Origin of the sequence: Hymenobacter sublimis (assembly GCF_023101345.1) — a bacterium.
Lineage (GTDB): Bacteria > Bacteroidota > Bacteroidia > Cytophagales > Hymenobacteraceae > Hymenobacter > Hymenobacter sublimis.
Genome location: NZ_CP095848.1, coordinates 349,312 through 368,531, shown reverse-complemented (window position 1 = coordinate 368,531; position 19,220 = coordinate 349,312). Strand labels below are relative to the sequence as shown.

The 19,220-nt window shown below is 57.1% G+C and carries 15 protein-coding genes; 11 read left to right on the top strand and 4 right to left on the bottom strand.

Features of this window, described 5'->3' with window-relative positions:
• Positions 1-81: 81 nt before the first annotated feature.
• Entirely contained in the window at positions 82-483 is a 402-nt protein-coding gene (locus MWH26_RS01630) for an NUDIX hydrolase (protein WP_247975775.1), read from the top strand.
• 75 nt (positions 484-558) lie between these two features.
• Here the strand turns inward: MWH26_RS01630 and MWH26_RS01625 are convergent, their stop codons facing one another.
• Together MWH26_RS01625 and MWH26_RS01620 are read right to left on the bottom strand one after the other, a co-directional pair.
• Positions 559-945 (bottom strand): DUF3037 domain-containing protein, encoded by a 387-nt coding sequence (locus MWH26_RS01625; protein ID WP_247975774.1) that lies wholly within the window; start codon positions 943-945, stop codon positions 559-561.
• Positions 923-1,714 (bottom strand): HipA family kinase, encoded by a 792-nt coding sequence (locus MWH26_RS01620; protein WP_244694832.1) that lies wholly within the window; start codon positions 1,712-1,714, stop codon positions 923-925. The genes MWH26_RS01625 and MWH26_RS01620 overlap by 23 nt, the downstream gene beginning before the upstream one ends.
• Positions 1,715-1,932: 218 nt before the next feature.
• Here MWH26_RS01620 and MWH26_RS01615 point away from each other — a divergent pair, with 218 nt between their 5' ends.
• Positions 1,933-2,886, top strand: a complete 954-nt coding sequence (locus MWH26_RS01615) for a 1-phosphofructokinase family hexose kinase (protein WP_247975773.1) — start codon at positions 1,933-1,935, stop codon at positions 2,884-2,886.
• Positions 2,887-3,011: 125 nt separating this feature from the next.
• On the opposite strand, the gene MWH26_RS01610 is transcribed toward MWH26_RS01615, so the two are convergent.
• Positions 3,012-3,263 carry a hypothetical protein gene (locus tag MWH26_RS01610; RefSeq protein WP_244694830.1) on the bottom strand — a complete coding sequence of 84 codons (252 nt, stop codon included), beginning with the start codon at positions 3,261-3,263 and terminating at the stop codon, positions 3,012-3,014.
• A 470-nt stretch (positions 3,264-3,733) separates the two neighbouring features.
• On the opposite strand from MWH26_RS01610, the gene MWH26_RS01605 reads away from it, so the two are divergent.
• The 7 genes from MWH26_RS01605 to clpB all read left to right on the top strand — a co-directional run bounded on the left by MWH26_RS01605 (position 3,734) and on the right by clpB (position 12,503).
• Positions 3,734-5,323 (top strand): ABC-F family ATP-binding cassette domain-containing protein, encoded by a 1,590-nt coding sequence (locus MWH26_RS01605; RefSeq protein WP_247975772.1) that lies wholly within the window; start codon positions 3,734-3,736, stop codon positions 5,321-5,323.
• 131 nt (positions 5,324-5,454) lie between these two features.
• Positions 5,455-6,390: a subclass B3 metallo-beta-lactamase gene (bla, locus tag MWH26_RS01600; RefSeq protein ID WP_247975771.1), complete on the top strand. Its 936-nt coding sequence runs from the start codon at positions 5,455-5,457 to the stop codon at positions 6,388-6,390.
• Between the two features lie 81 nt (positions 6,391-6,471).
• On the top strand, positions 6,472-7,047 hold the full coding sequence (locus MWH26_RS01595; RefSeq protein WP_247975770.1) for a hypothetical protein: 576 nt from the start codon (positions 6,472-6,474) through the stop codon (positions 7,045-7,047).
• Between the two features lie 50 nt (positions 7,048-7,097).
• Positions 7,098-7,553: a hypothetical protein gene (locus tag MWH26_RS01590; RefSeq protein WP_247975769.1), complete on the top strand. Its 456-nt coding sequence runs from the start codon at positions 7,098-7,100 to the stop codon at positions 7,551-7,553.
• A 282-nt stretch (positions 7,554-7,835) separates the two neighbouring features.
• Positions 7,836-8,447, top strand: a complete 612-nt coding sequence (locus MWH26_RS01585; RefSeq protein WP_247975768.1) for a hypothetical protein — start codon at positions 7,836-7,838, stop codon at positions 8,445-8,447.
• A 75-nt stretch (positions 8,448-8,522) separates the two neighbouring features.
• Positions 8,523-9,749: an ATP-binding protein gene (locus MWH26_RS01580; RefSeq protein ID WP_244694820.1), complete on the top strand. Its 1,227-nt coding sequence runs from the start codon at positions 8,523-8,525 to the stop codon at positions 9,747-9,749.
• A 135-nt stretch (positions 9,750-9,884) separates the two neighbouring features.
• The gene (gene clpB, locus MWH26_RS01575; RefSeq protein WP_247975767.1) at positions 9,885-12,503 is read left to right on the top strand and encodes an ATP-dependent chaperone ClpB; all 2,619 of its coding nucleotides are present in this window, start codon (positions 9,885-9,887) and stop codon (positions 12,501-12,503) included.
• Positions 12,504-12,677: 174 nt separating this feature from the next.
• Here clpB and MWH26_RS01570 read toward each other — a convergent pair whose 3' ends face one another.
• The gene (locus MWH26_RS01570) at positions 12,678-13,499 is read right to left on the bottom strand and encodes a hypothetical protein (protein WP_247975766.1); all 822 of its coding nucleotides are present in this window, start codon (positions 13,497-13,499) and stop codon (positions 12,678-12,680) included.
• A 295-nt stretch (positions 13,500-13,794) separates the two neighbouring features.
• On the opposite strand from MWH26_RS01570, the gene MWH26_RS01565 reads away from it, so the two are divergent.
• On the top strand, positions 13,795-14,763 hold the full coding sequence (locus MWH26_RS01565) for a gluconolaconase (protein ID WP_247975765.1): 969 nt from the start codon (positions 13,795-13,797) through the stop codon (positions 14,761-14,763).
• A gap of 339 nt (positions 14,764-15,102) precedes the next feature.
• Entirely contained in the window at positions 15,103-19,119 is a 4,017-nt protein-coding gene (locus tag MWH26_RS01560; RefSeq protein ID WP_247975764.1) for a T9SS type A sorting domain-containing protein, read from the top strand.
• The last annotated feature ends 101 nt before the right edge of the window (positions 19,120-19,220 follow it).

Sequence of the window (19,220 nt, the reverse complement as noted above, 5' to 3'; positions counted from 1 at the left end):
AGCTGCTCTTGTACTAGCTTGCCGGCCTTCTAAGGGTCGGCAAGCTTTTTTATAGCCCGTTCCGAGTTCAACCGTTTGCTCATGGCCCTCATCGACAAAATTGCCTGGCTGCACCTGCACGAAGGCCGCCTGCTCAGTACGCGCAGCCGTGGCAAAGACCGGTACTACATTCCTGGCGGCAAGCGCGAAGCTGGCGAAACGGACGCCCAAACCCTGCTGCGAGAAATCAAGGAAGAGTTGACCGTAGAGCTGGATGCGGCTACTCTGGTACACGCTGGCACCTTCACGGCGCCCGCCCACGGCCACGCGGAGGGCATTCTGGTGCAGATGACCTGCTACTACGCTACGTACGCTGGCACCCTGCAGCCCGCCGCTGAAATTGAGGAAGTCGTGTGGCTTACTTACGCCGACCGGCCCAGGGTTTCAGCCGTAGACCAACTGATTTTCGACTGGCTCCGCGAGCAGCAGCTTCTGACCGATTGATACGAACAACAAACACTGTAATCAACCCTCAAGCACAGCCACACAAATGCAGCAGTAGCACCACCCTGCGCCTGGCTATTGCACCAACTGGGCATGCAGCCGGGCTAGGGTGTCGGCGGCGTTTTCGCAAAGGCCGGGGTGCACGGGCGAGGTTTGCACGACGGTGCTGCGGGTAGCCGTGAGCCAGCGGAAGCGCGAGGCCAGCGGCAGCTGCCCGATGGGGCCGCCCTCCTTCCGGCCCCGGCAAATTCGCTCGAAGGATTGCAGCCGCTCGGTCAGGTCGGTTAGGTCAAGCTGGTCGCCGGTAAAGGCACGCAGCCGGGCCTCGGGCACCTCGAAGCGGGCCTGCAGAAACCCCTGCGCCGAGCAATACACAATCACCCCGACATTCAGAAATTCTTCGCGCTCCACGCGGGGCACTACGCGCAAAACGGCGTACTCAAACAAGTGCTTTTCGGGCATTTTCGGCTTCCTGAACAAAGGTTTCTGATGCGGCGAGCCGGGCGGTAAGAAACCGCACATAGTTCTGGCGCTGCTCTTCCACGGTCACGGAGGGCTCGGCTAGCCAATCGGCGGGCACGGCATCCACAATGGCCTGGATGCGCTCGGGCGTGAGTAGGGCGCGGCCTTCGGCGTCGGCGGCGGCCAGCTCCTTAGCCTGAGGGAGTAGCACGTGGTCTTTGATTTGGGCGAAGGGCCGGGGCCGCGGCTCGGCCCAACCGGGGCCGGCGTGGTGCACGTACAGGGCCGCACCGTGGTCAATCAGCCACAATTCCTTATGCCACATAAGCAGATTGGTGTTGCGGGCGGTGCGGTCCACGTTCAGCGTCAGGCAGTCCAGCCACACAATTAGGGAAGCCAGCCGGGGCTCAATGGTGGTTACTAGGGGGTCGTAGGTGCTGGCCCCGGAGAGGTAGTGAAGACCCAGGTTTTGGCCGGTGCTGAAGCGGAGCAAATCCTGAATTTCCTCGTCGGGCTCGGTGCGGCCGAAGGCTTCATCGAGTTGGCAAAATACCAGCTCTGGGATCCGCAGGCCTAAGGCTCGCGCCATTTCGCCCACAATTAGCTCGGCAATCAGCGCCTTCAGCCCCTGGCCCGCCCCCCGGAATTTCACCACGTACAGAAAACCGTCGTCGGCTTCCACCAGGGCCGGCAGAGAGCCGCCTTCGCGCAGCGGGGTGACGTAGCGCGTCACGTCAACGGTTCGGAGGGAAAGGTCACTAACCTGCATAGAGCACAAAAAAGAAGGAAATAGGCCCGCAAAGGACGAATAATTCCGGCAGTTTTTGCAGTTGCCGCCGGCTGGCACCCAGCGGCCGAGCCGGCGGAGCCTAGCGGCAGTAGGCCGGGCCTTCGCGCAACCAAGTGCGCGACTACCAGTACATACGCGTATTACCTCGTTGGTAGCCGATCCTTATCCGGTCCCACTCATTTGCTACTGCTGCTCCCATGAAGCCTATTGTCACCCTGACCCTGAACCCTACCGTCGATAAAAGCACCACCGCCGACCAAATTATTCCCGACCAGAAGCTGCGGTGCGCGGCCCCGAAATTCGAGCCCGGCGGGGGCGGCATCAATGTTTCGCGGGCCCTTAAGCGGCTCGGCGCCGATTCAGTAGCGGTATTTCCGGTGGGCGGCCCCAGCGGTGCGCTGCTGCGGGAGCTGTTGGAGCAAGAACACATTCAGCAGCAGCCGGTTGAAACCGTGAGCCGCACCCGAGAGAATTTCATCGTGGTAGATGCTACCACCAGCCAGCAGTACCGCTTCGGTATGCCCGGCACCCCGCTTTCCGTGGAGGAGCAGCAGCAAATTCTGACTACCCTAAAAGGCCTGGCCACGGTACCCGAGTTTCTGGTTATCAGCGGTAGCCTTCCCCCCGGAGTAGAACCCGATTTTTTAGTGCGCATTGTACGGGCCGCCAAAGGGCTGGGCATCAAGGTGGTCATTGATACCTCGGGCCCAGCCCTGCACCAGGTACTGGCCGAGGGTGTATACTTGGCAAAGCCCAACGTGGGCGAGCTAAGCAAAATGGCCGGGGTTGATGAACTGGACAGCGAAGCCGTGGCCGAGGCCGCCCACAAGCTGGTGCGGGAGGGCAAATGCGAAATTGTAGTTACGTCGTTGGGTCCGCAGGGTGCCTGCGTAGTTACCCAAGATTTGGTAGACCACGTGCCGGCTCCGGCCGTGAAAAAGCGCAGTACCGTAGGGGCCGGCGACAGCATGGTGGCAGGCTTGGTGTACGGGCTGTCTACGGGCCTTTCGGTGCAGGAAACGGTGCGCCTGGGCGTGGCTTGCGGCACGGCCGCGACCATGAATCCCGGCACCGAGCTGTTTCGCAAAGCAGACGTGGATAAGCTCTATCAGTGGCTGCTGCAGCAAACCATGCCGGCAAAGGCAGCCTAATTACTGGGTTAGTGTTGCCTCCCAGAATAGTACGAATACGGGCCCGGTACAGTGCGTACCGGGCCCGTATTGCGTGTAGGGCCTCGTGTCTGAGTAGGTAGCACGGTTACAGCTACCCTAATGAATTATGCCGCCGACCAATAGTCGCGCAACAGGGCTTGTAGGTTCGCTAGCGTCAGCAAGGAAGACCGGAAGTGAAGCAGCGGGGAATGCACCGGTCCTACTAGCACTTCAATTTCGGAAGAGTCAGAATACCACAGCACGCTGATTAAGGCTCTGTCGAAGTGCCGGCAGATTACGCGCCCTTTGTCCTGCCAGGCAGGTGGGCACTCCGAAGAATCACGAAAGCCTAATTCCAGTAAATCAGCAAGCAACATGAGCAGAAATGGTACGCATTAAGAAAATTATAGAGCAAATTTATCAGCTAGCGCCCTGGACTCCAAAGAAATAAGCATTAGCCAGCTGAATACTACCCCCGGGCTTCCCGCAATGGCCTGCCCAATTTGAAAAAGCTGATTCGCTTCTTTCGCGCCTCGCCTCTGCCAGACGGTTATATACAAGGCAAAAATCCTGACTGCGCTTATGACCTAGTGAGTCATTTCACAGTCAAATTTTCTTCTCACTACTTCTGTCCTTGCCTGGCCTTTCTTGGTTAACGCTTGCTATTCAGCCTATTGACACGTATTTGCTTCGGGTTGGCTCCGGCAGTGGCATTGCGTGAAAAACTGTACATTCGCCTTCGTTAGCAGAAAACACCGGTTTATGTAATAGCTGATTTCTTTCGAAAGTCGAGTAGCTACCCCGTTCCGTGGGCGGCTATATCTGGTTGCTTTTCAAGAAAGAACTTATGCTACTTCTACAAAACCTCGGGTACGCACACCCCAATAAAGACGTGCTCTTCGACCAACTGAATCTGGTAGTAAATCACCACCAGAAGATGGCGCTAGTTGGCAACAACGGCGTTGGGAAGTCTACGCTGCTTCAACTTCTTGCGGGCACTGTACTACCGTCCGGCGGGCTAGTGCACGCCAGTTCCCAGCCGTACTACGTTCCCCAGCATTTCGGGCAGTTCAATAACCTTACCGTAGCCCAGGCCCTCGGCATCCATGATAAAATCAGGGCCCTGCAGGATATTCTGGAGGGTCAGGCCACGGAAGCCAACCTGGCGGTGCTGGATGACGACTGGACTCTTGAGGAGAGAAGCCAGGAAGCCTTGCAACAGTGGGGTCTGGCGGCGCTACACCTAACCCAGCCGATGGCTAGCCTCAGCGGGGGGCAGAAGACCAGGGTTTTTCTGGCCGGCGTAGCCATTCATCAGCCTGGCATCATACTGCTCGACGAGCCCAGCAACCACCTGGACGGCGCCGGCCGGCACCAGCTCTACGAGCTTATCCGGACTACCCCCAGCACCCTGCTGGTAGTAAGCCACGACCGGAAACTGCTGAACCTGCTCGGCTCAGTTGCGGAAATAAGCCGGCGCGGCATCACTCTGTACGGGGGCAATTACGACTTCTATGCCGAACAAAAGCAGTTGGAACGCACTGCGCTCAACCAGGACGTGAAGAGCCGCGCAACTGCCCTGCGCAAAGCTAAGGAAACCGAGCGCGAAGCCCTGGAGCGCAAGCAGAAGCTGGATGCCCGCGGCAAGAAAAACCAGGACAAAGCTGGCCTACCCACCGTTGTGCTAAACCTGATGCGCAACAGTGCCGAGCAGAGCACGTCCCGCCTCAAAGGCATTCATGCCGAGAAGGTAGGCGAGCTTTCTCAGGAGCTAAGCGAACTACGTAGGGAACTGCCAGCCACCGACAAAATCAAGCTCGACTTCGACAACTCTACCCTGCACAAAGGCAAGCTACTCCTCGCCGCTCAGGAGCTTAACTATGGCTACGGTACCCGCCTGCTGTGGCCGGCAGCCCTCACTTTTCAGATACACAGTGGCGAACGAGTGGCACTGCACGGGCTGAACGGCTCGGGTAAAACCACGCTCATTAGGCTGCTGCTGGGCTACCTGAAACCAACGCTCGGGACGATAGCGCGGGCGGCAAACAAGGCCGTGTTCATCGACCAAGAATATTCTCTGCTCACCGACCACCTTTCCGTGTTCGAGCAGGCCTGGCAATTTAATAGCTCGGGGCTGCAGGAGCACGAAGTAAAGATTCGCCTGACCCATTTCTTGTTTACCAGCGCCACCTGGAGCAAAGCCTGTGGCACCCTGAGCGGGGGCGAGAAAATGCGGCTGCTCCTGTGCTGTCTGATGATTGGTCAGCAAGCGCCAGACCTGATTATTCTGGATGAGCCCACCAACAACCTCGACCTACAGAATCTGGAAATTCTAACCACCGCTCTTCACGACTACCAAGGCACGCTGCTAGTGGTGTCCCACGACGAGGTATTTCTGGAGCAGTTGGGCGTGGAAAGAGCCATCCGGCTGGGGTAGGTTGCTACCCTCTGGTACATAGGGCAAAGAAAATTTATTGGATTTCGCTTGCTTGCTTTGAAAAACAAAGTACTTTTGACTGCGTACTACAACAAGCAGCGTCTCCTCTAAAAATCTGCGGGTCTGTACCCATGAAAAGCGCAGGGAACACAAAAAACGGCACGGGCCGAAAGCGGAAAATTCTAGCGGGTATTGCGGTGCTGCTTGCCGTGGGCGTGGGATTTCTCTTGAGCAAATGGAAGGAAGCCTCAGACCATGGCGGCCAACTGCCCCGGGAGCCATTTCGCATTGCGGGCAACCTGTACTACGTGGGTACCCGGGATGTAACGTCCTTTCTGCTTACTGGCCCGGTAGGCCATGTGCTGATTGATGGGGGCTACCCCGGTACCGCCCCCATGATTCTGAAAAGCATTGCTACCCTGGGTTTTGCTATTAAGGATGTAAAAGTCCTGCTCAACTCGCACGCCCACTTCGATCATGCTGGTGGTTTGGCCGCCCTGCAAAAGGCCTCGGGAGCCACGCTATGGATTCATGAGCGGGATGCCGACATTGTTGCCACCGGTGGGGCCACCGACCCAACCATTGGGCCCTTCCGGATTCTGGCTGCCGTGGGCCTCCTCAAGTATCCGCCCCCTCGCATCGACCACCAGTTCAAGGACGGCGCCCAAGTACAGCTCGGGCCTATTCGCCTGACGGCGCATGCCACCCCTGGTCACACCCCGGGTTGTACTACCTGGGCATTTCCTGTGCAGCATGGTGGCCGCGAGCTGCTTGCCGTGCTTGCCACCGATATGGTGCTGCTCCCGACTGCCTCACTCGTGGAACCCGAGAGTTACCCCGGTATTCGGGCCGATTTCGAGCATAGCTTTCGTGTACTGCGCAGCCTTCCTACTGACATCTACCTGACTTCTCATGCGCGCGCCTTCAGCCTGAAGCGCAAAGCGCAGGAACGCGCCACGGCCCCGGACCCGGTGCTGCCATTCATCGACCGGCAGGGGTATATCGAAGACATTACGAAGGCAGAGGCCGCCTTTCGCAAAGCGCTCAAGGAGCAGCAACAACAATAGCCGCCTACCCTTTTGGCAGCACCACATACTACCCGTAACAACAGCATTTTCTCTACATCTGACCTCAAAAACCCATTAGTCATGACACTCACCAAAAGCATTCTTCGCGTTGCGCTGGCCACGGGCCTGTTACTACTCATTCCTCTCGTGGCCATGCAGTTCACGCACGAGGTAAACTGGACGTTTTCGGATTTCGTCTTCGCGGCGGTTATGCTGTTCGGCACGGGCCTGACGTACGTGCTCATTGCCCGCAAGTGGAACAACCTCACCTACAAGCTAGCGGTAGGCGTGGGCGTTGTCGCCGGGCTCATGCTGATGTGGGCCAATGCCGCAGTGGGATTGGTTGGGAGTGAAGATAACCCGGCTAACCTGCTCTACCTCGGGGTACTAGCAGTGGCCCTGATTGGTGCTTTTGCCGCGCGCTTCAAGCCGCTTGGCATGTCGAACGCCATGTTTGCGGCGTCTTTTACCTACGTGATGGTCACTGCCGTTGCACTGTTCATCTGGACACCCACGGGCGCGGCTGCCGAGCCCCAAGTGCGGTTAGTGAATGTGTTGGTAGCCAATGGGGCTTTCGCCGCCATCTGGGCCGTATCGGGGTGGTTGTTCCGCCGCGCCAGCACCATTGGCTCTAATCTGAACCAACGCCTAGCCTAAAAGTGCCACGTACGAAACACATCATTCTTACCTTTTACCTACCTGCTCCTATGGCCACATCTCATCTTGTAATGGCGGGCATCCTGCTGCTTGTCTTGGGGCTCCTATACTTGCTGGTAGCCAGCTGGGGCCGCAGCGGTGCGTATAAACTGGCCGTGGGCGTAGCGGTAGCGGCTTCCCTCCTGCTCGTGTGGGGCAACCTGGCCGTGGGTTTCATTGGCAGCGAAGACAACCCCGCCAACCTACTTTACGCCGGTGTACTGGCCGTGGGCTTCATCGGGGCCATTCTGGCGAAACTTCAGCCGCAGGGCATGGCCAAGGCTATGTTTGCAACCGCGCTTGCGCAGTTCGCCGTTCCGTTCGTGGCAATGGCTATCTGGCGGCCCGAGCTGAACCTGGGAGTGTTGTGGGTGATTGTGCTGAATACCATTTTTGCCGGGTTGTGGGTAGTGGCGGGGTGGCTGTTTCGGCGGGCAGGTTTGGCTGGCGCGGGTTTGGGCCGGTAGTGAGGAAATTACTAGATGAATGTTGCTACTTTCAGCCTCTATGCAATAGCTGAACCCAAGAATTGCCTATATCGTTAAGCCCTTGATAGCAACTACTTTTTGCAGACAATTAGGTAGCTTTGTTCTAATGAAAAACCCAACTTCCACCTCTGCTTGCACCCCAAAGCTGGTTACGCAGCTTAATGCTCCTAAGGCTACGGCTCCTGTGCAGCCGGTAGCCTTCCGGCCAGTACAGCCGGAGGATTTAGCATCTAAGCGCCGTAAGGCTTATCCCTACCTGTTTTGATTCCCGCTGATTTTCCGGGTAATGCTTACCCATTTCGCTTTATTCGTGAAGAGCCGCCCTACTCCCCGGGCGGCTTTTTGCTTGAGCGGTTTATCTGTCCCTTCAAAACCAGAAAGGGACGGCACTACATTATCCAAGTTGAGCAATACCAACACCACATCTACGTGCTTAAGTTTTACCTAAAGGCACACCGTTACCAGCAAGACCCGGAACCTAAGTACTACTTCCAAACCAACGATGGCCCCGCTGAAGCCATCCGTATCCTCAATACCTGCTTGTCGGTGATGCTGTATCTGCTCAAGCGCGACCCGCTAGCTTCCGGCGGCTTTATTGGTACTCCCAAACCCGAGGAAGGAGCAAACGCCACCAACGGCCAACGCTTCCGCATCTACTCCCAACTGGCCCGCGACTTTTTCCCGCCCGAACGCTGGGAGCATCAGCATAGCCCGGAAACCAACGCGTATCTTTTGCTTAACAAAGCCGCGCTAGGCCACTACCCCGACTTGTTGCAGCAAGCTCAACTTATGTTTCAGGCACTCTACCCCGATTTCTCCAACGCCCTCAGCGACACCTTGCGGCCCGTGGTTCCGCCGATTCGAATTGGATAACCAGCTTTTAACCACTGTCTTCAACAAATTACTTGTACTCACGCTGCAAAAATCATTTAATTAAACTCAAATCCTATGAGCAAGCTTAAGTTAATGACTAAAGAGGATAAATTATTGAAGCTGGATGATGTATTCAGTCCTACCGCTCCTATTGAGAAAAGGGATTTGTTTTATGGTAGGATTGGTCAACTTAGTGATTTGTATAGTGCAGTAACTCAAAGAGGAGCACATGCTGTTCTTTATGGTGACAGGGGCGTTGGAAAAACCTCCCTTGCCAATATGGCCACTACGATGTTTCCCGATGTAGTGGCGACTAAAGTAACATGTAACAGGACTGAGGATTTCAAAACTATTTGGCAGGAAGCTCTGAAGAAAATAAGATTCTACTCAAGCTCCAAGAGCATAGGTTTTAAGGCTGAAATCAGACAAGAGGCTGTTCAGCTTGATTTATTTCTACCTCCTAAAGATGAAATTGATTCATCTGATATTCTTCAGGTGTTCGAAAATTTATCAACTAAGCTATTAATTATTTTTGATGAATTCGATAGTATAACAGATGAAAACATTCGCACAAGAATGGCTGATACGATTAAAGCGTTATCCGACAATGTTCCGAACGTAACTATTTTAATCGTTGGAATTGCAGATAGTGTTGGTGCTCTACTTGGAGAACATCCTTCATTAGAAAGATGCTTGATGCAGATTCAAATGCCAAGAATGTCCGATGAGGAATTGAAAGAAATAATCGATAATGGATTAAAGAAACTAGAGCTAGAAATAATAGACAATGTCAGAGATAAGATAATCGAGTATTCTTCAGGCTTTCCACACTATACGCATGCTATATGCAAATCTTCTGCTTGGTATTCAATCAATCAAGATGTTAACACTATATCCTTACAGCATTTTACCTATGCGGTGAAGAGAGCAATACATGCCACGGCACAGTCTTTAAGAAATTCTTATCAAAAAGCTATAATAAATTCTAAAGGACCTTCACACTTTGAGGAAGTATTAGCTGCATGTGCTTCAGCTAAACTAGATGAATATGACTGCTTCACCAATAGTGCGTCTTTAGCACATTTCAAAGGCAAGAAAAAAACTAAATCAAATATGACGACTAGTGATTTTAGATATTATCTAGATGCTTTGTGCAAGAATGAGAAAGGTCCGATTTTAGAGAAAATTGGGCAGGGTGTTAACCTTAGATACAAATTTATTAATCCAATGATGAGAGCGTTTATCAGGCTTAAGGTTTATGAGAAACGACATGAGTCCAATAAAGTATTCGAGCAAAACTAAGACACTTTGTCTATATGTCATTTTCAAATTACACAAAATAGAGACAAAAAGTCCGTTAAAGTTCTTCTGCACCCCGTTTGCTAAGCATCTCGTAGAACTTCCTAACCCGAAGCACCTACCTAGATCTTAGCGACCATGAACTTTAATAATTATACGATCAAGGCACAGGAGGCCGTGCAGAAAGCCACTGAAATTGCCGGGGGCAACCAGCAGCAGGCCATTGAAACCGGCCACCTGCTGAAGGGCCTCTTCCAGAGCGACGAGAACGTGCTGTCGTTTCTGGCCAAGAAGCTGGGCGTAAACCTCAACATCCTCACGCCCCGCCTCGATGCACTCGTAACGGGTTACCCCAAAGTAAGCGGGGGCTCGCCCTACCTCTCCAACGAAGCCGCCGCGGCCCTGCAGCGCGCTACCGGCTTTCTGAAAGAGTTCGACGATGAATATGTGTCGGTGGAGCACCTGCTGTTGGGGCTGCTGGGCGGCAAAGACGCCGTAGCTACCCTGATGAAGGACGCCGGCTTCAACGAGAAAGATCTGAAAGCGGCCATCAGGGAACTGCGCGGAGGCCGCAAGGTAACCTCGCAGACCGCCGAAGACCAATACCAGAGCCTCAACCGCTACGCCCGCAACCTCAACGAGCAGGTGCGTACCGGCAAGATGGACCCGGTTATCGGCCGCGACGAGGAAATCCGGCGGGTACTCCAGATTCTGAGCCGCCGCACCAAGAACAACCCTGTGCTGCTGGGGGAGCCGGGCGTCGGTAAAACCGCCATTGTGGAGGGCCTGGCCCAGCGCATCGTGGCCGGCGACGTGCCCGAAAACCTTCAGGACAAAATCATCATGTCCCTAGACATGGGCCTGCTCATTGCCGGCGCCAAGTACAAGGGCGAATTCGAGGAGCGCCTCAAGTCCGTCATCAAGGAAGTAACCGACTCCGAAGGCCAGATCATTCTGTTCATCGACGAGATGCACACCCTGATTGGAGCCGGCGGTGGCGGCGAAGGCGCCATGGACGCAGCCAACCTGCTCAAGCCGGCCCTGGCCCGCGGCGAGCTGCACTCCATTGGGGCCACTACCCTCAAAGAGTACCAAAAGTACATTGAGAAGGACAAGGCTTTGGAGCGCCGTTTCCAGGCCGTGATGGTGGACGAGCCCAGCATTGAGGACGCCATCAGCATCATGCGCGGCATCAAGGAAAAGTACGAGCTGCACCACGGCGTGCGCATCACCGACGACGCCGTAATTGCCGCCGTCGAGCTCAGCTCGCGCTACATCACCGACCGGTTCCTGCCTGATAAGGCCATCGACCTGATGGACGAGGCCGCCGCCAAGCTCCGTATCGAGTTGAACTCCATGCCGGTGGAGCTGGACGAGGTGCAGCGCCGCATCATGCAGCTAGAAATTGAGCGCGAAGCCATCCGGCGCGAGGAAAATCACGACCGGGAAAATGTGCTCAACAAAGAGCTGAGCGAGCTGACCGCCAAGCGCGATTCGCTGAAAGCGCAGTGGGAAAACGAGAAATCGGCCCTCACCAGCATTCAGACTGAAAAGGAGAACATTGAGCGCTACAAGCTGGAGGCCGACCAGGCCGAACGCCAGGGCGACTACGGCCGCGTGGCGGAGCTGCGCTACGGCAAGATTCAGGAAGCCGAAGCCAAGCTGAAGGAACTGCAGGCCCAGGCCGAAGCCGATAAAGGCAAGGACGGTGGCTCGATGCTGCAAGAGGTAGTGACTTCTGAAGATATTGCCGAGGTAGTAGCCAAGTGGACCGGTATTCCGGTAAGCAAAATGCTGCAGTCGGACCGCGAGAAGCTGCTGAATCTGGAGCAAGAGCTGGGCAAGCGTGTAGCCGGCCAGACGGAAGCCATTGCGGCCATTTCCGATGCCGTGCGTCGTTCGCGGGCGGGCCTTCAGGACCCCAAGCGGCCGATTGGTTCGTTTATCTTCCTGGGCACGACCGGCGTGGGTAAAACCGAGCTGGCCAAGGCTCTGGCCGAGTACCTCTTCAACGATGAGAACAGCATGGTGCGCATCGATATGAGCGAGTACCAGGAGCGCCACGCCGTGTCGCGGCTGATTGGGGCGCCTCCCGGCTACGTGGGCTACGACGAAGGTGGTCAACTGACGGAAGCCGTGCGCCGCAAGCCGTACTCGGTGATTCTGCTCGACGAAATCGAGAAGGCTCACCCCGATGTGTTCAACATTCTGCTGCAAGTGCTGGATGATGGCCGCCTCACCGACAATAAAGGTCGGGTGGCGAACTTCAAGAACACCATTATCATCATGACCTCGAACACGGGCGCCGACATCATTCAGAAGAATTTCAAAGAGCTGAATGAGTACAACCACGACGAAGTGGTAGACCGCACCCGCGAGGAAGTGGTGGAGCGCCTGAAGCAACACATGCGCCCCGAGTTCCTGAACCGCATCGACGAAATTGTGATGTTCCAGCCGCTGAAGCGCCGCGAAATCCGCAAGATCGTGGACATCCAGTTCCGCCAGATTCAGCAGCGCCTGGAAGAAGCCGGCATCCGGCTGGAGGCCACCGATGAGGTGCTGGACCACCTTGGCGAGCAAGGCTTCGACCCGCAGTTTGGCGCTAGGCCCTTGAAGCGCGTACTGCAGCGCCTAGTGCTGAATGAGCTGTCGAAGGACATCCTCTCGGGCCGCGTGAGCAAGGACGCCGTGGTGGAAGCCGTGCTGGAGGACGACCAGATTCGCTTCGTGAACGTGGAACTCCCGACCGTAGGGTAACCCCGGAGTGCAAACAGTAGAAAGCCCCGCTGGCAGAGTGCCAGCGGGGCTTTTGTATTTAGCGAAATAGCTTCTTGGCCGCCAACCTGTTAAATCGAGGGCATTCCGTTACCCGACTTCGGCAGATTCAGCGCCTACTATCCAGAGCCCCTTGCACCAGTGGGCGGTACCCTACTACAAGTAGCCGCCCAGCACGAGGTACTGAATGGCATCTTGCTGAGCAGCGGCCACGCCCCCTACTGCCGAACGGTTATGATACTTGTTGTCCTTCTTCACCAGCATCTTGTATGTAATGTCGCGGGCGCCGGGAGAGTCGGCCATCCAGGCTTCAATAGTTACTTCCGCAATGGAGAGGCCGTCTGGTAACACGATAGCCCAGTTGGAGCGGCCCGATTCGTTGCTTACCGGGTTGAGGTAGCCGATTACTTTGTCGCCCTGCACGATTTCGGTGCGTTTAGTACGCTTGTTATAGCTGATGCCCGCCTGGTTGCTACGGGAGCGGTCAACCGTTTTGTATTCTAGTGGCTTCGTGTTGTTCTGCTTCTCGGTTTCGGCGGCATATTTGGCGGATAGCTTCTCACTGTAGGCTTCGCGGAAGCGCTTGATACCATCCGGGTTGGGCTGCCCGTCGCGCATCACCTCGTTTTTCACTAGAGCTTCGGCTAGCTGCTGGGCGAAATTCAGACCGGTTTTGCTCATTTCGGCTGTTTCGCCGCCGGGTTGAAACGTCATCATGTAATAGATGAAGGTTTCGTTATTCGGCAAGGCGGTAATGTTGCCTTTCGCCTTCATCACCTCTTTGTCATCCAGCGTCAGCAGAGTGTAGTCTTTCATCAGCATGCTTCCGCCTTTGGCCAGCTTAGCGTAGGGCTTCTTGTCTACGGTGATGACGTCGCCCTTGATGGCCACGTTTTGGGCATGCACGCTGAGCGAGAGTAGCATCAGTAGCATGACTGCGCCTAAGCGGCTGGTAGTGCGAATAAAGAGGGTAATCATGGTTTTTAGTAGTGAAAGTGAAGAGAATGCAGCGTACGATAATTTCGAAAATCTCTGCAAGGTAGGGCGCCGCCTGACTCATTCCTAGTCCTATACTTGGTGAGGCTTACGCCAACTCCCGGAAGCCAACCTTCCTGCTACCACTCTGCCGAAAGAGCTATTTACTGCCCTGAAAGTAACGCTGGGCGTAGTCTCTTCTGGCCGAGGCACGTATGAGTAGCTACCTGATTTGTTGACCTTTAACTTAGCTCGTATGCTTGGCTTTACTACTTCCCTTACAACTGCGCCGCGACCTTTGGCACAATATCTTCGGCTGGCAACTCTGGTGCTTGGCCTGACTGGCATGTTGGCAGGCTGCTCTGACGATGAGGATGACACAGCTGCCGAGCCGGCAGCACCTACCCGCATCAATGTGGCCCAGGCCGGCTTGCACCCCGAAGGCATCCAGTATGATGAGGCCAACAAACGGTTCCTGGTCAGCTCCCGCACCAAGGGGCAACTAGGCAGCGTGCGCGACGACAGCACCTACACGCTATTCGCCGATGATGCCTGGTTGATTTCCACCATTGGCCTAAACCTGGATGCCAGCCGGCAGCGTCTGCTGGTGGCCGTGTCGGATAATGGCGCTAATACCAGCCGCTCCACGGCCGCTACGTTGCGTAAGCTAGCGGCCGTGGCTATATATAATGCCAGCAGTGGCAGCCTGATTTCCTACGTCGATTTGGGCGGTCTGCGGCCAGCTGGTAACCATTTCGCCAACGACATAGCCGTGGATGGACAAGGCAATGCCTACATCACCGACAGCCTTTCACCGATTATTTATAAGGTAGATGCTCAGGGCGTAGCTACAGTTTTCCTGGAGAATGCGCAGCTTAGCGGCGGCATGGGCTTTGGCCTGAATGGCATCGTGTATCACCCTGATGGCTACCTGCTGGTGGCTAAATCCAATGACGGCACGCTGTTTAAGGTACCGCTGAGCAACCCCAGCAGCTTTTCCCGCGTGACCAGCGCCCAGAGTTTGGTAGGAGCCGATGGCTTGCTGCTGCTCAATGCCCAAACCCTGCTGGTCGTGGCAGGTAGCCAAAGCACCGTGTTCCGACTAACTAGCTCCGACGCCTGGGCTACGGCAGCCGCCGCCGGCAGCTTTGCCACCGGAGCCGTTAGCCCCACCACCATCACGCGCCGCAACCAGTCGGATGCTTACGTGCTGTATCCTTACCAAAGCACTTCGCCCCGCTTCGCCATTGTGAAAGCCACTTTTTAAACTTCCTCAGCTGGCGCAGAACGTAGCTGTAGGGCAGTGCGGGTTGGTGCAGAATTGCGGCTACTCTATTGCATGCAGAGCCCCGTTGCTAGCCTGGCAACGGGGCTTCTGTGTTAGGATGCCCTATGAATAAATGCTGTTTTTTCTGGTAAATGCGCTAGGTGAGCAGGTCTTTTTCAATACCTTTAGATCAATAGTATCCGGAAAAAATATAACGCTGTTTTTTTCTGGGGGCAAGTCTCCGTCATCTTTATTAATAGCACGTTTCAAGTCAGAACTTCTGGCTGAGTTACACTTCTTTTTCCTTTCCTTATCGTTCCCACCCTTACTTCCATCCCTATGATGCGAACAACTACCATGACCAGCCTCGGCCGGCCACTTGCCGTGGCGTTGCTGGGGCTGTTGTCTTTTACCGAGGCAGTAGCACAAAAACGACCTGTTCCGGCGGCAACCGGCACACACTACCGGCCCACTACCCCGCAGGCAGCCATCAGCTCTACCGCTACCGGCGGCAACTGGAGCGACGCTGCCACCTGGACGGGCGGCGTAGTACCCACGGCGGCCGACAACGTGACCATTGTAAGCGGGGCAACGGTAACGCTGGACGTGAATGCGGCCTGCGCAGCCCTGACGGTGGCTACGGGCGGCTCCCTGCTGACCTCGGCTACTACCGCTTATCAGCTGCTGGTAGCCGGCAACCTCACCAACAACGGCACGCTGGACTTAAGTAACCCATCCGGGACGAGCACGGTTGGCTCGGAACTGCGCTTTACGGGCAGTGGCGACGCCAGCTTCAGCGGCACGGGCACCACTGATCTGCAGAGCCTTTCCTTGGGCAAAGCGGCCGCTACGGATGTAGTAAGCCTGGACCTGCCTACCCTGCAAGTACAAGGCGCAGCCGGCACGGCCACCACGGGCACAGGTTTTCTGCTGACGCGAACCGGCTCACCCGCGGCCGACTACATGACGGGTATTCTGAAGCTAACGGGCACTGCCACGCTCACCAACAAAGTTTTTCAGACTGTTTCCTACGTCATTCCCGCCACCGGAGGCATTTGGCTCAACAACCCCAATTTCACGGTAGTAGGACAAGGGGGCTCCCCCATTAACAACGGGCTGCTGCGCGTATCGGCGGGCACCTACACCATTGGTTCGGGCATGGGCAACTCTCTCAGCTTCGGCAGTGGGGCGGCCCTTACCGTGGAGGGCGGGGCCCTGAACGTGGCCGGCCGCTTAAACGCCGCCGCCTCGGCTCCCATCACCTTTACCCAGAGCGGCGGCACGATTAGCGTAATGACGCAGACGCCGTCGCCTAGCGCTTTTGCCTCGTTTGGCTTGCTGAGCAACGATGCCGGCAGCGTCCAGAATATTTCGGGCGGCACCATCATTCTGGTAAACCGCAACGGGGCCTCTCCTCCCAACAACGACTACAATGTGCTGGGCACGATGAACTACACGGGCGGTACGCTGCAAGTGGGTTCGGGCGCCACGACTACTAACTTCGATTTCCGGATTGGGGGTAACGTGCCGGGTTTGGTTATCGATAATACAACCAACGCCAAATCAGTTACCCTCGGGGCTCCTACCACGGTGTACGGTCCGGTAACTATCAACTCTGGTACTACGCTGGATGCCAGCGTGCTGGAGCTTACTCTCCGGGGGCCAAGCCTTACCAATAACGGCACCCTGACTGCCTCGTCGGGCCGGTTAGCCTTCACTGGCACCGCAGCCCAAACCCTGAGCGGCTCGGGCACCTTCTCCCCGGTCTCGACGCTTACCCTTAATAACGCCGCGGGCCTGACCTTGGGCACGCCCCTCACCGTTAGCGGCAACCTGGTTCTCACCAACGGCAAGCTCATCACTTCGGAAACAAACCTGCTGACCCTGCAAGCCATCAACCCGCCTACCGGCTCGGCGACCAGCTACGTACAGGGCCCTCTGGCGGTGCAAGTGAATAGCACTGCTCCGGCGGCGCGCACCTTTGCCGTGGGTGATGCTACGGCCTGGCGCCCGGTAGTACTCAGCGGCCTGACCACCTCGGGCACGCAAACCTTCACGGCTACGGTTATCAGCGGTACCCCTACCGCCACGTTGAGCAGCCCCCTCACCTTGGTCAATTCGGTTCGCTACGCCCGCGTGCAGGGTCCGCTCCCGACTACAGCTTCCGTGCAGCTTAGCTACGGCGCCGATGACGTCATTGGCAACTTGTCTTCGGCGGTAGTGGCCCAGGCGGCGGCCCCGGCTGGCCAGTACGTTTCGCGGGGCGGAGCGCCGGCCACTACTCCCACCACCGGCTTGTTCTCGACCCTGGACCTTGCCAGCGGCGCGGAGTACTTTGTTTTGGCTAACACCCAGCAGGAAGGGGGCGTGCTGAGCACCAGCGTGGCCAGCGGCTGCCCCGGCATTTCGGGCACGCTCACGTTGTCGAACTACAGCGGCACTATTCAGGGCTACCAGGTGAACACCGGCTCGGGCTTCCAGGCCGTACCCGGCACCAACACCTCTCCTACCCTGGCCTTCACCAGTCTAACCCAGACTTCTACTTTCCAGGCTGTTCTGCTCACCCCCGACGGACGCACGGTGTTTTCCCAGCCCGTTACGGTAACCGTGACTCCGGCCCCCGATGCTACCCTGACGGCCACTTCAGCTACGACGTTCTGCGGCTCCGGCACGCTTACGCTTACGGCCCCGGCCGGCACGGGCAGCTTGTTTTACCAGTTTCTGCGCAACGGCCAGCCCATTGCCGGCGCTACTTCCGCTACGTATACCACCACGGTTACGTCCAGCGCATCGTACTCCGTAACGGTTAGCAACACCAGCGGTTGCTCGTCTACTTCGGCCCCCATCCAGGTGACGGTAAACCCGGCCACCAGCGCGGGCTTCAGCTACGCCAGCGCCAGCTACTGCACCTCGGGCACGACCAACCCCACGCCTACCCTGACAACGGGGGCCACGGCTGGCTCATTCAGCAGCACTACCGGCCTAGCCCTGGATGCGGCCACCGGTGTCATCAATCTGTCCGCCAGCACGCCCGGCACGTATACCGTTACCAACTCGGTCGGCGGCACGTGTCCATCCAGCGCTACCTTCCAGGTAACCATCACGACTCCGGCCACCGCAGGCTTCAGCTACGCGACGTCCACGTTCTGCACGTCGGCCAGCGGTACCGTAACGCCCGCGTTGGCTACCGGCGCCTCAGCCGGCACCTTCACCAGCACTGCCGGGCTAACCCTGGATGCCGCAACGGGCGCTATTACGCCCGGCACCAGCATGCCCGGCACGTACACCATCACCAACACCGTAGCAGCGGCCGGCGGCTGCGCGGCGGCTACCGCCACGGCCACCGTCACGATTACTACTCCGGCCCTTGCCGGCTTTAGCTACCCGGCTACCAGCTACTGCACTTCGGGCACAACCAACCCGACTCCGGTACTGGCCAGCGGTGCTTCAGCAGGCACGTTCTCGTCTGCAACTGGCCTGAGCATTGACGCGGCTACGGGCACAATTAACTTGGCGGCCAGCACTCCGGGCACCTACACGGTAACCAACACGGTGGCTGCCGCCGGCGGGTGCGCCGCCGTTACGGCCACGGCTACCCTCACGATTACGGCCCCGGCTACGGCAGGCTTCAGTTACGCCAGTACCTCGTTCTGCTCCGGTGATGCGACCAACCCCATGCCTGCCCTGGCAACGGGCGCTACGGCCGGCACGTTCAGCAGCACCCCTGGCCTGACGATTAACGCTACCACGGGTGTTATTACCTTGTCTTCGAGCACGCCCGGCACGTATACCGTGACCAACACGGTAGCCGCCGCCGGTGGTTGCTCGGCCGTAACGGCTACTACCACCGTAACCATCAATGCTACCCCGGCTCAGCCTACGGTAACGGCCTCCTACAGCGGCGCCACCACAACCCTGACCAGCAGCGCCACAACGGGCAACCAGTGGTACCTGAACGGCACGGCTATTCCCGGTGCTACCAACCAGACGTACGTGGTAAGCGCGGCGGCCCAGTACGGTAACTACACCGTGGTAACCACCTCGGCACAGGGCTGCGCCTCCCTGCCCTCGCAGCCGCTGGTGGTAACTACCAGCCAGAAGCCGCTGGCCGGCTCCTCGCTTACTATTTACCCCAACCCTACCCCCGACGGCCGCCTGACCCTGAAGCTGCAGGGCTACACCAAGGCCGTTGAGCTGACGGTGTTCAACGCCGTGGGCCAGCCAGTGCGCACCCTCACGGTGCCCGCCGGCCGCCTAGACCAAGCCCTGGACCTGAGCCAGCTGCCCAGCGGCGTGTACATGCTGCGCGCCCGCACCGAAGGTGGTCTTGACGTCCGCCGCATTGTGAAGGAGTAATATTTCACGAAAGCCCATTCAAAAAGCCCCGTCGAGGATTCGGCGGGGCTTTTTTATGCTGTAAGCGGCCGGCTCAGTTACCGGGTCACTTCTTCTGCTCG